The organism is Halothiobacillus sp. (genome assembly GCF_028710545.1).
In the GTDB taxonomy this organism is placed as follows: Bacteria; Pseudomonadota; Gammaproteobacteria; order Halothiobacillales; family Halothiobacillaceae; genus Halothiobacillus.
In genome coordinates this window covers 37,291-50,386 of sequence record NZ_JAQTTX010000007.1, presented here as the reverse complement: position 1 = coordinate 50,386, position 13,096 = coordinate 37,291, and the positions used below count along the sequence as shown (strand labels likewise).

Below are 13,096 nucleotides of genomic sequence, written 5' to 3'. Positions count from 1 at the left end.
ATCATTCAGCATACTTTTGGCGTGTTTTTTTCAGGAAGTTCAGATCATGGTTTTAATGCTCGACAACTACGACTCGTTCACCTTCAATCTGGTCCAGTATCTGGGCGAGTTGGGTGTCGAGGTCTGGGTGGCGCGCAACGACCAAGTCACGGTCGAGGAGATCGCCGCGCGTGCGCCGTCGCATATCGTGATTTCCCCCGGCCCCTGCTCGCCGTCGGAAGCGGGTATCTCGATTGATGTCATCCACGCGTTTGCGGGTAAAATCCCGATCTTCGGTGTTTGCCTGGGCCACCAGGCGATCGGTCAGGCATTTGGCGGGAAAGTGATTCGCGCCAAGGAAGTGATGCACGGCAAGGTTTCCCCGATCTATCACAGCGGCGAAGGCGTCTTCTGTGGCTTGCCGAATCCTTTTGATGCCACGCGCTACCACTCCCTCGTGGTGGAGCAGGCGAGTTTGCCGGACGTGCTCGAAGTGACCGCATGGACGCAATATCCCGACGGTTCATTCGATGAAATCATGGGTTTGCGTCACAAGACCTTCGTCGTTGAAGGCGTTCAGTTCCACCCCGAATCGATTTTGACCGAGCACGGTCACCAACAACTCAAGACCTTCTTGGGCTACCAAAGCGCGGTACGAGAACCCGCAATCGCATGAGTTCGCAGCAGGCGCGGGCAGCGCCGAAGGCTTTTCTGATCGTACCGCTGGTGGCGAGTATGCTCATGATCGCCCCGTTTACCGTGGATGCCTATCTGCCGTCGTTCCCGGCCATCGGCCATGAATTTGGCGTCGATCAGGCGACCATGCAGCTCACGCTGAGTCTGTACCTCTGGTTTTTCGGCGGCATGATGCTGGTGCACGGGCCACTTTCCGATACCTTCGGGCGCAGGCGCATGGTGCTGATTTCCCTGACCGTGTATGCGCTGGCTTCCGTGGGTGCGGCCATGGCGGGGAATATCAATGAATTGATCGCTGCCCGTATCGTCCAAGGCATTGCCGCGGGTGCTGGCGTGGTAATTGGTCGCGCCCTGGTGCGGGATTTGTTCGAAGGCGCCACGGCCCAGCGGGTGATGTCGAACATTACGCTGGTCTTTGCGATTGCCCCGGCGATTGCCCCGATCATCGGTGGCGTGCTGGATACGTGGTTGGGTTGGCGGTCGGTGTTCTGGTTCCTCGCCCTGTTCGCTGGTGTATCGATGGCCGGGGTGTTCGCGTTCATGCCCGAAACGGTCGGCACACACAACCGGCAATCCATCGCGCCGTTATTTATTCTGAAAAGTTATGGCCGCGCATTGAGTCATGCCCCGTTCATGGGGCTGACCCTGGTGTTCGCGCTGCTGTTTTCGGGGATGTTCCTGTACATCGCCGCCGCGCCGATGGTTATGGTCGGGCACCTGCAACAAACACCGACCGATTTCTGGAAGTTTTTCGTGCCGCTGGTAACCGGGCTGATTCTGGGCAGTCGAGTCAGCAATTTTCTGGCCAGTCGATACGCGCCGATGACTACCGTCAGTATCGGCATCGGCCTGGCCGCCGTGGCGGTGGGGTTTAATGTGGTTCAAAGCCTTTGGTTCGCGCAGCATCCGGCTGAAATAAACGCGTGGCGTGTTTGGTGGACGGTCTCACCGATCATGTTCTACGCCATGGGTATGGCGACTGCGATGCCTTCGCTCAACCTGATGGGACTCGATTACATTCCCGCGCAGCGCGGACTGGCTTCTGCCCTGCAGGGATTCACTCAGATGATGCTGGCAGGAATCGTTTCGGGGTTTGCCGTGGCGCATCTGGCCCAGAATCTGCTCTGGTTGGCCTGGGGAATGGCGGCATTGTGGCTTCTGGCTGCGTTGATCTGGATCGCGTGGTATCGCCGGGCACCGCGGCTGGGTTTTGCGAGCGAGACAAGACATGCATGAATACGTTTTGAAGCCGTACTTGGGTGTGTGCTCATGGTTTCTGCGGGCGCGCGCTCCGGTTGCCCGGTTGAGTGCCGACTTGGGCTACGGATCAGATGATAGAATGCGGTTTTGGATTAATCGACAGTACGAGGAAGGCAGCGATGGCCGGCCATAGCAAATGGGCAAACATCAAACACCGCAAGGCGCGTCAGGATAACAAGCGCGGCAAAATCTGGACGAAGATTATTCGTGAAATCACCGCGGCGGCACGTATCGGAAAATCTGCCGATCTCGCCGCCAACCCGCGATTACGCCTGGCCTGGGATAAAGCGCTTTCGGCCAACATGCCCAAGGATACGATGGAGCGTGCGGCCAAGCGGGGCGTAGGTGCCGGCGACGGTGAGCAATATGAAGAGATGCGCTACGAAGGGTATGGTCCGGGTGGCGTGGCCGTGCTGGTGTTCTGCATGACCGACAATCACAACCGCACGGTGTCGGACGTGCGCCATGCATTCAGCAAATTTGGCGGAAACCTGGGGACGGATGGCTCAGTTGCCTATTTGTTCAGCAAACAAGGCATTTTATATTACCCGCCGGGTGTGGATGAGGATGCGCTGATGGAAGCGGCACTCGATGCCGGCGCGGATGATGTGCAAGTCGGTGAAGAAGGCGCGGTCGAGGTCATCACGACGCCGGAAGATTATGTGTCGATCAAGGATGCCCTGACGGCGGCGGGTTTCCCGCCCGAAGAAAGCGAGTTGGCGATGCGGGCGGCGGTCACTGTGCCGGTCGAGGGCGATCAGGCCGTCAAGCTGGTCAAGATGATCGACATGCTAGAGGATCTGGATGACGTTCAGGAAGTGTTCCACAACGCCGAAATTCCTGAAGAGGCGTACGCATAACGTGGCCCGCTTGCGCGTCATGGGCATTGATCCGGGGTCAGTCACCATGGGTGTGGCCGTGATCGATTTCGAGCGGGGACGCGCAACACAGATTCATCTGCAAAGCGTTTCGCTTAAATCCTTTGGTCTGTTCAGCGCGCGACTGGGGGCGATCTACGCCGAAGTCGATCGATTGATTGACGCTCATGCACCGGATGAATTCGCCATCGAGCAGATTTTCATGTATCGCAGCCCTGAATCTTCGCTCAAGCTAGCGCAGGCGCGCGGTGTCGCGATTGCCGCTGCCGTCGGGCACGGCTTGGCCGTGCATGAATACATGCCCGCCGTGGTCAAGCAGGCCGTGGTCGGCACGGGGCGCGCAGACAAACTTCAGGTGCAGCATATGGTCAAGCGTCTGTTGTCCTTGACCGATAACCCGCCCGCCGACGGCGCGGATGCCGCAGCGGTGGCTTTGTGTCATTGCTATCGACGCACCTCATTGGCCGGGATTTCGGCGGATGTCGTCGGGGTCGAAAAAACCGCCATGCAGTTGCTGGCTCAGTCACGTTACCGGAGACGCAGTCGATGATCGGTCGCCTCAAGGGCATTTTGGTTAACAAGCAACCCCCCTGGATCCTGCTGGATGTGCAGGGTGTGGGTTATGAAGTCGAAGTACCGCTTTCCACCCTGTTCGATTTGCCCGCCAACGGGCAGGAAGCCACGCTCCTGATTCACACCGTCGTGCGGGAGGATGCCTTCCTGCTTTACGGGTTCTCGCGCGAAGTCGAGCGCAAGCTGTTTCGGCATTTGCTCAAGGTCACAGGCGTCGGTGCCAAACTGGCGTTGGGTGTACTTTCCGGTATGAATGCCGAAGAATTTGCGGGTGCGATTGCCCGCAATGACATCGCCGCGCTGATTCGATTACCCGGTGTGGGTCGAAAAACCGCCGAGCGCCTGGTCATTGAAATGCGTGATCGTCTGGCCGAAGGGTTTTTCGACGGTGCCACAATGGCGGCCACGGCGGGCAGGATGGGCGATGCCGTACCACTTGCCGGTGCCGATCAGGAAGCCATGAGCGCGCTGGAAGCCCTGGGCTACAAGCCTGTCGAAGCACAACGGATGGTCAAGGCCGTGCCAGATGCCGAGGCGTTGCCCGTTGAACAGATCATCCGGCTGGCACTTAAGCCACTTGCGAGTAAAGCCTGATGACTGATCGCGTCATTACCGCAGAAAGTGTGACTGAAGACGAGGCCATCGAACGCGCCCTGCGTCCCAAGCGGTTGGTCGATTACGTGGGTCAACCAGCGGTAGTCGAGCAGATGGAAATTTTCATACCGGCGGCGCGGCAACGGGGTGAAGCGTTGGATCATGTGCTCATTTTCGGCCCGCCGGGGCTTGGGAAAACCACACTCGCCAATATCATTGCCCACGAGATGGGTGTGGGGCTGAAACAGACGTCCGGCCCGGTACTGGAACGTCCGGGTGATCTGGCGGCGCTGCTCACCAATCTTGAACCGAATGATGTGTTGTTTATTGATGAGATTCACCGGCTTTCCGCCGTGGTGGAAGAAATTCTCTACCCGGCGATGGAAGACCATCAAATCGACATCATGATCGGCGAAGGCCCTGCTGCACGGTCGATCAAGCTGGATTTGCCGCCATTTACGCTGGTGGGTGCCACGACGCGTGCGGGGATGCTGACCGGGCCTTTGCGTGATCGGTTCGGCATTATTCAGCGTTTGGAATTTTATTCAGTGGCGGATTTGACCCGCATTGTTACCCGATCCGCTCACTTGATGGGTGTTACGATCGATGCAGTTGGCGCTCAAGAGATCGCCACGCGGTCACGAGGCACGCCGCGTATCGCGAACCGCCTTTTGCGCCGCGTCCGCGATTTTGCCGAAGTCAAAGGTAATGGTACGGTCGATCAGCCGTTGGCGAATGCAGCGCTCAACTTGTTGCAGGTGGATGCGCGCGGGTTCGATCAGCAGGATCGCCGCCTGCTCGAAGCCTTGATTCACAAGTTCGATGGCGGCCCGGTCGGGCTGGATAACATTGCAGCCGCCATCGGCGAAGCGCGCGATACGATTGAAGACGTGCTGGAACCGTTCCTGATTCAGCAGGGTTTTCTGGTACGCACGGCGCGAGGGCGGATGGCAACGCGCCAGACCTATGCCCACTTCGGTTTCCGCCCACCCAGTGCCTTCGAGTCGCAGCAAGGCACATTGCTGCCGGAGGAGGAACCGCAGTGACCACAACCGATATTTTCTATTGGCCGGTTCGTGTGTACTACGAAGACACCGATACCTGCGTGTTATGGGTGTGGACACGCTAACTGCGAGATGACGATGTGTGGACATTGATGAGTCCGGGAGAAGGGGATTTTGGTGAGTGATAACAAGAAGAGTGTCTTCGAAGTTGAGTTCAAAGTTCGTGACTACGAATGCGACATGGCTCATGTGGTTAATAACGCCGCCTATTTGAACTATCTGGAACATGCACGTCATGAGTTGCTTGAGAGCCTGGGGCTTAAGTTCGGTGAACTTGCGAGAGATGGTATCAACCTTGTTGTTACACGGATCGAAGCCGACTTCAGGAATTCACTGGTCAGTGGAGACTGCTTTGTTGTACGAACTTCTCTGGTGAGAAATGGACGTATCCGTCTGCAGTTCAACCAGAGTATTCATCGGAAGCCAGACGATCGACTCATGCTCACAGCCGTGGTTACGGGGGCGGCACTCAATGCGCGTGGTCGCCCCGAGATGCCGGACGTTGTGGTCAAAGCTCTTGATGGTCTCTCCGGATGAATATTACGATTGACCTGAGCCCTCTGAAACTCTTCCAACTTTCAGCAACTCAATCAACACAGAACACCGATACGCTGGCTAATTTAGCCGTGGAGCAGAACCTGTATCGTTGCACCAGTAAACACGGCCGTCACTAAGCACGAAGTGACTCTTACATCCTATGTCACGCCAGACGGATGGAGATAAAGTTGGGCGGCCAAATTGCGTTAGTGTTAGATGCCAATGGGGTTGATGTACTGTCTGTAATGTAATCGTGATGACATCGCCGCAGCCACAGGGACACTTAAATAAAGACCACTTCGGTTTGCTGCGACTCTCAATGAAATAGAACTGACCAACGTCGATATCTTGGTTCTTTGGGGGCAGGCTTACAGACATGACTGATGGAAAAAGTACCGGCGGCACTAGTGCTTTCGATCGCTTTTTCGAGTGGTCATGGACTGGAAAGAAAAGCCCCTTAATCCATGCCGCGAACTTACTAAGAAAATTCATATCGTTTCCCAAGACTTGGTCGGTTGAGCCTGGATGATTCTTTCAGCAGTAGGAATTTATGCGTACCGCAATATGGGCACTCAGTATCCTTAGCGGTTTCGTGGCTATGAATTCCCATCTTCACAAAGTCCACAAAGAACATATCGCGCCGTACCTCAGGTGGAAATCGGCGAAACGGCTTTATTAGGTCGAATAGCGTTGCTAGCGCATAGTCAGCAGTGGCACTAGTGAACGGTCCTACCCCTGGCGCATCGGTCGCGCCATCCTCAAGATATCGCCCCTTAAGTTCTTCAGCTGTGATGGCTGGATTATCACGGCGAGCATGTTGTGCCCGAATCCAGACCTCTTTTATGACACCCTGACAAAAAAGGCACTGACCAGCCTCAGGTAGGATGGTACTAATGCGCCCATAGTGGTATCGGAGATAAGGATACCCATCCTTCCCTTCATCAACCCTGCCACCAAGCCCGATATCAATGAGCGGCTGTGCATAAACATAGAGCGCAACGTTCAGTAACTCACGCCCTGAAAAATCGTCAGTACAACCAATAATTACATCGCAACTCGCTAGCGCATCAACGGCAATGGGATCAGTATCGACTTCCGACACAACAGCTGCGACCTTAATGGACAGTCCGATGTTCTCAATGAAGGCCTTAAGAGTAGTTGATTTAGCTTGCTCGATGTCAGCGCGCACAAGCCCTCTAACTCGATTGAGATTACTTGCATCAAGTTGGTCCTTGTCAATCAGCACTAACTCCCCGATTCCAGCGCGCGCTCCAAGCGTCGCAAATGGACTGCCAGTACCACCATTCCCGACAACACCAACACGTAAGGACTGCAATATATCCACAAATGGTTGCCCAAATGCAGCAGTCTGCCTCGCCTGAACCTCACAGTGCGTATCGCTGCTTTCCTTGTAACCGTATAGGCTAATTTGCTTGCCAAGTACGAGCGTATGCCTTACTGACTCAGAACTCCTCGGCGCCTTAGCACTACGTGTTCGCGCCACCCACTTTTCTTCCGCCCATAGCATTGCAACGAAAGTAATATCTGGACCATTACGGTTGCTCAATGCCTGAATCAGTGTGTATTCGTTTTTTTCATCGACGTCAGAGAACTCTGCTGGCCCCGCAGGGTGATTGTGAACAAAACCAAAGACAAGCCCCTCGTCCTCACATCTCCGGAAGATCTCGCGTAAAGGCGCGAGATTGAAGGCTATATGTGACGGTGAGCTACCGGTTACCCAAGCATCCTCAAACGGAATAATTTCCTGCGCAAGATAACGGTCGGAGTCGGACACTCCCTCAACCTGGATTCGCAAACGTTTGAATAGTACAACTGCGGCCATTTCATGACCGTGCGGGTGAGACTCAAGAAAACCCTTAAGTGCTTCGTGCTGGGAGCCGAGCAATGTAATCCGAGCCCCCATCATTTCTTTACACCTGGATCCGGGTTGTTAAGAGCCCACTCAATTCGGCGCAGGATCGTTACAACGTTATCCGTTCCGGCTCGCCAAAGCACTGGAGCAGTGGTCCAGTGACGAGACCACCGACAAAATTCTTTTCCATCGAAATGGTGATTATATGGGCTTCCCAACTCCATCACTGCCGGGATAGCTCTACCATCGATGCGCGTCGGTCGAGGGTGAGTCCATAACATATCGATGCCCCCCTGATTGTAGTTCCCCGGGATGATGACAAGAACGTCGCAGCTCTTCTGATGGTAGAGCCCATCTGGCAGCGGATAGCCTGACAGGACTAGAAAGCGTCGTGCCTCGTCCTCGGTAAATACCAGGCCTCGCTCCTTGAGCTCCGCATAATCTGTATCAAGAAGTAATGGCATAGCGACTCACCCTGCCTGAGAGCCAACAGGCTGCGTCGAGAAACGATCAGGCCCCTTCTGTAGAGTGAGATCAACGATAGTGTCGTTTTTTACCTCTTCGTCAGGATGACCCGGATTTTTGTGGAAAATTTCAACATCCTGAGGTACCCCTGCGAGGACGCGCAATTGCTCCCCAGTGATGCTATCCCCATTCCACTCATAGGGCTCATTATCTACGAATAGCGCAGGTCCGTTCGGGTGCGTCTTCGGGTCATGGTCATGGTCATGGTCATGGTGTTGATTGTGTTCAGCTTGCATGGGGGTTCTCCTTTTCGGCATCAGCCTTTCTGTGGACATTGGATTCAAAATGGAACTATAAAAAGTTCGTAGTAGCGAACTTAAATTTAAGCGCTTGAAATCTGAAAGTCAAGCAGATAATGTTCGGCATACCGAACAACCTTAAGAAGAACCCCATGGCAACAACGATTGGATTTAAAATCAACAAGTTAAGAAAGGATAAAAAATTAACGCTGGATGAGTTGGCCACCCTCGCCGATAGCAGCAAGAGCTACATTTGGGAATTGGAGAACAAGGAACCTCCGAGACCATCGGCAGAAAAGTTGGGGAAAATTGCAAAGGCACTTGGGGTGACCATCGACTACTTCATCGGTGATCAGGTCTCTGTGGAGGACGCGACTGATCAGATGTTTTATAGGAAGTACCGAAATATGGATCCGGATATGAAAGAGAAGATTCGTAAGATGATCGATCTTTGGGACGATGAATGACGAAGTTCTACCCGCAAAGAGTCGCAAATGAAATCACGGTAGTCCTTCGCTCAGTTGGAGTAGCTGATTTTCCTATTGATGTACGAGCTGTCGCGATGGAAATCTCAAAGCAGAAATACCCCGATGATCCCATTACAGTCGTCAAAGGGTCCAATTTGCCGGGATTTGAAGGCGCACTGAGCCCTGCGCCACCAGGCAAAATAGGCTGGGGGATCATTTATAACAACGGTGTTACCTCGCTCGGCCGTGTCAATTTCACGCTAGGACATGAATTCGGCCACTACTTGCTGCACCGCAAAGCCTATCCAAACGGCTTTCATTGCAGCACGGAAGATATGGCAACGTGGGAATCTGAGTACGCACAACGCGAGAATGAGGCAAACGTTTTTGCAGCGACATTACTAATGCCGCTAGACGATTTCAGGCTTCAGATTGACGAACGCCTCCGCCCTGACTTTGATGAATTGGGAGCTTGTGCTAACCGATATGGTGTTTCGCTCATGGCTGCAACGCTGCGATGGCTACAGTACACCTCGCGCCGTAGCATGTTGGTGGTTTCCAAAGAGGGTTTTATCCTATGGGCCCGTTCAAGCAGAGCAGCTTTGAGATCTGGGTTGTATTTCAAAACACGAAATAGGCCGCCGATCGCAATTCCAGAAAAGTCCCTAGCCGCGAACACCGGATCAGCGACAACATCACGTGTAAGCTGCCAATTTGACGCTGAAGTCTGGCTTGACCAACCCTGTACAGAACATGCGCTATTGTCAGACCAATACGACTTCACGCTATCGCTGCTGCACTTCCCGGATGGCGAATTTAATGCAGGTGTTTTTGAAGAATCGTTCGGAGAGGATACCGCAGATCGAATAAGAAGCCGCAAACCTGGTCAGTCCTGGTTGGGCTAATTAATAACTGCCAGCGAAAATCAGTCCTTTCCCAACCGTTGGTGGCACCCCGTTTTAGCTGGCACCTTAACGCAATCAAAAAATTGAATAATTTACTATGCCTCGTAGAGGGTCTACCCCGCAGCGCTCAACCCCTCATGGGCCGATGCAAGCGTTTCGAACAGACCATCAATCAGATTATCCCGTCCGGCGAATATTGCTTCCGGACCCATGGTATCCAACGTGCTGAACGGTGCTTCATATAGTGCCCCTGCGTTCATTACACCACGAGAAGTCAGTTGGTCGATAATCAGCTCAACAAAGCGGATTTGCTTCGGTGACAGGCTGCGGTCACTGAGGAATTGGGCGAAGGTGGCTTGGGCGGCTGTGCGGTCCATCCCGACCAGGCTGCGCACGAACCACGCCAGAGAAGGCGCTCCACTGCGTTCCATCAACTTGCCCAACAGGGTTGGCCCATCGTCCTCACCGATTTCCTCCAAAGTTTGTTCCAATCCGGCCAAGTCCGTTTTAGTCAGCGGCTGATTGGTGCGAAGGCGTTTGATCACAAGGTGATCCAAGTGATTGCGCAGGTACTCGCGAACCTTCTTCTCGTACTGCACGCCGGTCATCTTTGGCATGTATACGGCCTGTTCTTCGCGCACGCCCAGCACTTCATCTTTAAAATCGGTGTACACGATGGTGCGTTTCTTCTTGTCGAGGAAGGGCACAAGTCCACGCAACCGCAGTCGCATGTCCTCAAGGGTTGCCAAGTTCAGCCCTTCCCAGAATGCAGGATCCTGAAGCGCGGCCAGATAGCCGAGTTGTTCCTTCACTGCTGGAATACTGGCCTTGTCCTCCAACAGCATGGCGATCTCAACCACCCGTTGGCGCAGCGTCTCCAGCGCGTTGACGTCACCCTCGGCCAGTGCCAGTTGCATACGCAACGCGGTGAGATCAAACAAACGTGACTCAATCTGGTCGGCCTCTAACTCGTAGGGCAAACCGGCCACCTCGCGTTGCAACTGCTCGCGATCGTGCTCGTTCAACGCATTCCAGGCCTTGCGGTCTTGAAAGCGTTCCACTGCCTCCAGATGCATTCGTACGAGGAAATTGTCGTGGTTCATTGCTGCCACTTCGCCGTACAGGCCATCCCTCAGCGCGTGGCTCAGCGCGGTGTCCGGATCCAGTTTCGCATCGGCCTGTACCAGGCCCAGTAGTTGCACTCGCGCACGGAACAAGCGCGTACCCAGTGCTACGCCAGCACTACCGTCGATGCCTTGAGGGTTCTCGTGGAAGAAGTCGAAGTTGAAACAGAAATCGAACACGCGGAAGTCTTCTTTATCCGCACCGGGGCCGTACAAGTCAGGACACAGCCGCGTACCGCGGCCGATCATCTGCCAGAACTTGATGCGCGAGTACACCGGCTTGAAGAACACCAGATTGGTGACCTCTGGCACATCAATGCCAGTGTCGAGCATATCCACCGAGATGGCGATGTGTGGTTCCTTGTCTGCCTGCGAGAAGTCGTCGATCAGGCTTTGCGGGTATTTGGCGCGGTTGTCGATGACGCGTGCGAAGTGCCCCTTATAGTGCGGATAGTGATGGTTGAAGCGTTCCTCGATGAAGGCCGCGTGATCGTGGTTGCGGGCAAAGATAATCGTCTTTGCCAGCCTGTCCCCGCCTTCAACGGAGTGGCCGTGCTGCATCAGGTGTTGCAGTACCTTGTCCACAGTATCCTTGTTGAACAGCCAGTTGTTGATTGCCGTGGCGTTGACGTGCTCGGGTGGCAAGCCCTGTTCTACATCGTCGCCCCAGTCGAGACTCTCCCACTGTGCTTTTTCCTCGTCACTGAGGGCGTCGTAGTCGATGCCCTCGCGCGGGAAGCGCAGATCGACCTGCTGCACTCGTGGTGGTACCAGATAACCGTCGGAAATCGCGGTTTCCAGTTCGTAGGCATCAGTCGGCACCCCGGGTTCCAGCTCGAATAGGTCGTACGTGTTTCGATCGACCTCTTCACGTGGTGTCGCCGTCAGGCCGACCAGCAGCGAGTCGAAGTACTCGAAAATCGCTCCATACTTCTGGTACACCGAACGATGCGCCTCGTCGATGACTACCAGATCAAAATGGCCGATGCCGAAGCGGGCCGTGCCGCCGTCACTCTGGTCTATCAGGTTCAGCATGGTTGGATAGGTGCAGACATACACCCGCCCATCGGTATCCTTTTCGGTAACCAGATTCACAGGACTGGACTCGGGAAGGTGGGTCTTGAACGCGTTGGCCGCCTGGTTGACCAGCGATACGCGGTCGGCCAAAAACAACGCGCGCTTGACCCAGCCGGCGCGTTGCAGGGCATCGACCAGCGCGATAGCCGTGCGTGTCTTACCGGTACCGGTGGCCATCACCAGAAGCGCCTTGCGTCTCGCTGTGGTGAATTGCCCGAAGATGCTGCCGATAGCACGTTTCTGGTAATAGCGCCCGACAATAGCCTCCTTGATCGAGGCTACGTCCAGCCCGGCACGCTGCGTGCGGCGCAAGATCGACCGCTGCAATTCGTCCTTCTTATAGAACCCGGCCACCTTGCGCGGTGGATAGGCCACATCATCCCACAGCCAGGTCTCGTAGCCGTTGGTGTAGAAGATCAGGGGACGCTGACCGTGCATGGCCTCCAGGCAATCCGCATATAGCTTGGCCTGCTGCCGACCTGCAGTTGCGTCTACCGTGGTTTTCTTCGCCTCCACCACAGCCAGCGGTTTGCCGTCGTCGCCCCACAGCACGTAGTCGGCATAACCAACACCCTTCGCGTTGGGCATGCCAGTCACTTCATACTCACGGTCGTGTGGCTTATCCAGCGGCCAGCCGGCACGGCGCAGGTCCACGTCGATCAGGTAATGGCGGGTTTCAGCCTCGCCGTAGTCGTGGGTGTCGGGTGTCGCCTCAGCGCGGGTACGAACTGCGGCGAGCTCAGCACGCAGGACCTGCAGTTCCGCATCAAGTGCGTCTCGTTCCTGTTGGTGCTTGAGCGCCGCCTCGCTCTTGGTGGCAAGTTCGGCTTCCAGCGTTTCCAATTGTTCGCGCGGCACCGTTGCTTCGGCCTTGACCGGGCGCGGCACTCGGGCGTTGTCCCAGGCCGCACCGGCGCGTGAGGTTTCCGGCGCATAGGTGCGCACCAGCCAGTAGCAAATGTGATGAAGTTCCTTCACCACCTGCAGTGCGTCGTACTGTTTCACTGGGCGCTGGTTGTGGACTGCCTGATTGCCTTGCTGCTGGATGACCTTCGCCTTCTGGTACACCGGTTGAGTCAGCAGGTTCTGCAAGGTAGGTTCGTGCAGCAGCGCACCGAGGGAATGGTCGTAGGGCATGCGCAGCGCTGGGTCGTGGCGGTACAGCCAGTGCAGGATCGCTTCCAGCGTGAAGCGGGCATGGAAACAGGCGGCGCGCGGGTCGCCGTAGATGTGGCCTTCGGCCTTCCGTGCGGCATCCGCAATATCGCGGAAGGTTTCTGGCAGGAAGGCGAAGTTGCTCATGGC

General features: G+C 55.4%; 14 protein-coding genes. 9 read left to right on the top strand and 5 right to left on the bottom strand.

All coding sequences use genetic code 11. The annotated features are described in order from the left end of the window. Positions 1–46: 46 nt before the first annotated feature. From PHD44_RS02375 to PHD44_RS02345, 7 genes are all read left to right on the top strand, one after another. A complete protein-coding gene (locus PHD44_RS02375) occupies positions 47–655 on the top strand; it encodes an aminodeoxychorismate/anthranilate synthase component II (protein ID WP_300187693.1) in 609 nt (202 codons plus the stop codon). Beyond that, complete coding sequence (locus tag PHD44_RS02370; RefSeq protein WP_300187690.1) at positions 652–1,911, top strand: multidrug effflux MFS transporter; 1,260 nt, start codon at positions 652–654, stop codon at positions 1,909–1,911. Before PHD44_RS02375 ends, PHD44_RS02370 begins: the two co-directional genes overlap by 4 nt. A 143-nt stretch (positions 1,912–2,054) precedes the next feature. Then, positions 2,055–2,795 (top strand): YebC/PmpR family DNA-binding transcriptional regulator, encoded by a 741-nt coding sequence (locus PHD44_RS02365; protein WP_300187686.1) that lies wholly within the window; start codon positions 2,055–2,057, stop codon positions 2,793–2,795. A gap of 1 nt (position 2,796) precedes the next feature. Next, complete coding sequence (ruvC, locus tag PHD44_RS02360; protein ID WP_300187684.1) at positions 2,797–3,363, top strand: crossover junction endodeoxyribonuclease RuvC; 567 nt, start codon at positions 2,797–2,799, stop codon at positions 3,361–3,363. Further along, entirely contained in the window at positions 3,360–3,980 is a 621-nt protein-coding gene (ruvA, locus tag PHD44_RS02355; protein WP_300187681.1) for a Holliday junction branch migration protein RuvA, read from the top strand. Before ruvC ends, ruvA begins: the two co-directional genes overlap by 4 nt. Beyond that, entirely contained in the window at positions 3,980–5,026 is a 1,047-nt protein-coding gene (ruvB, locus tag PHD44_RS02350; RefSeq protein WP_300187678.1) for a Holliday junction branch migration DNA helicase RuvB, read from the top strand. The genes ruvA and ruvB overlap by 1 nt, the downstream gene beginning before the upstream one ends. A gap of 135 nt (positions 5,027–5,161) precedes the next feature. Further along, the gene (locus PHD44_RS02345) at positions 5,162–5,581 is read left to right on the top strand and encodes a thioesterase family protein (protein WP_300187675.1); all 420 of its coding nucleotides are present in this window, start codon (positions 5,162–5,164) and stop codon (positions 5,579–5,581) included. A gap of 78 nt (positions 5,582–5,659) precedes the next feature. On the opposite strand, the gene PHD44_RS12710 is transcribed toward PHD44_RS02345, so the two are convergent. The 4 genes from PHD44_RS12710 to PHD44_RS02330 all read right to left on the bottom strand — a co-directional run bounded on the left by PHD44_RS12710 (position 5,660) and on the right by PHD44_RS02330 (position 8,215). Further along, positions 5,660–5,959, bottom strand: a complete 300-nt coding sequence (locus PHD44_RS12710) for a DUF6527 family protein (RefSeq protein ID WP_367181999.1) — start codon at positions 5,957–5,959, stop codon at positions 5,660–5,662. A gap of 100 nt (positions 5,960–6,059) precedes the next feature. Further along, on the bottom strand, positions 6,060–7,376 hold the full coding sequence (locus PHD44_RS02340) for a ThiF family adenylyltransferase (protein ID WP_300187672.1): 1,317 nt from the start codon (positions 7,374–7,376) through the stop codon (positions 6,060–6,062). Between the two features lie 128 nt (positions 7,377–7,504). Beyond that, entirely contained in the window at positions 7,505–7,918 is a 414-nt protein-coding gene (locus PHD44_RS02335; protein ID WP_300187669.1) for an E2/UBC family protein, read from the bottom strand. 6 nt (positions 7,919–7,924) lie between these two features. Beyond that, a complete protein-coding gene (locus PHD44_RS02330; RefSeq protein WP_300187666.1) occupies positions 7,925–8,215 on the bottom strand; it encodes a multiubiquitin domain-containing protein in 291 nt (96 codons plus the stop codon). A 155-nt stretch (positions 8,216–8,370) separates the two neighbouring features. Between PHD44_RS02330 and PHD44_RS02325 the strand changes: the two genes are divergently transcribed. Both PHD44_RS02325 and PHD44_RS02320 read left to right on the top strand, forming a co-directional pair. After that, positions 8,371–8,685, top strand: a complete 315-nt coding sequence (locus tag PHD44_RS02325) for a helix-turn-helix transcriptional regulator (protein ID WP_300187663.1) — start codon at positions 8,371–8,373, stop codon at positions 8,683–8,685. After that, positions 8,682–9,590, top strand: coding sequence for an ImmA/IrrE family metallo-endopeptidase (locus PHD44_RS02320; RefSeq protein WP_300187660.1), 909 nt, complete (start codon positions 8,682–8,684; stop codon positions 9,588–9,590). Before PHD44_RS02325 ends, PHD44_RS02320 begins: the two co-directional genes overlap by 4 nt. Positions 9,591–9,703: 113 nt before the next feature. Here PHD44_RS02320 and PHD44_RS02315 read toward each other — a convergent pair whose 3' ends face one another. Then, positions 9,704–13,093 carry a DEAD/DEAH box helicase family protein gene (locus PHD44_RS02315; RefSeq protein ID WP_300187657.1) on the bottom strand — a complete coding sequence of 1,130 codons (3,390 nt, stop codon included), beginning with the start codon at positions 13,091–13,093 and terminating at the stop codon, positions 9,704–9,706. Positions 13,094–13,096: the final 3 nt, after the last annotated feature.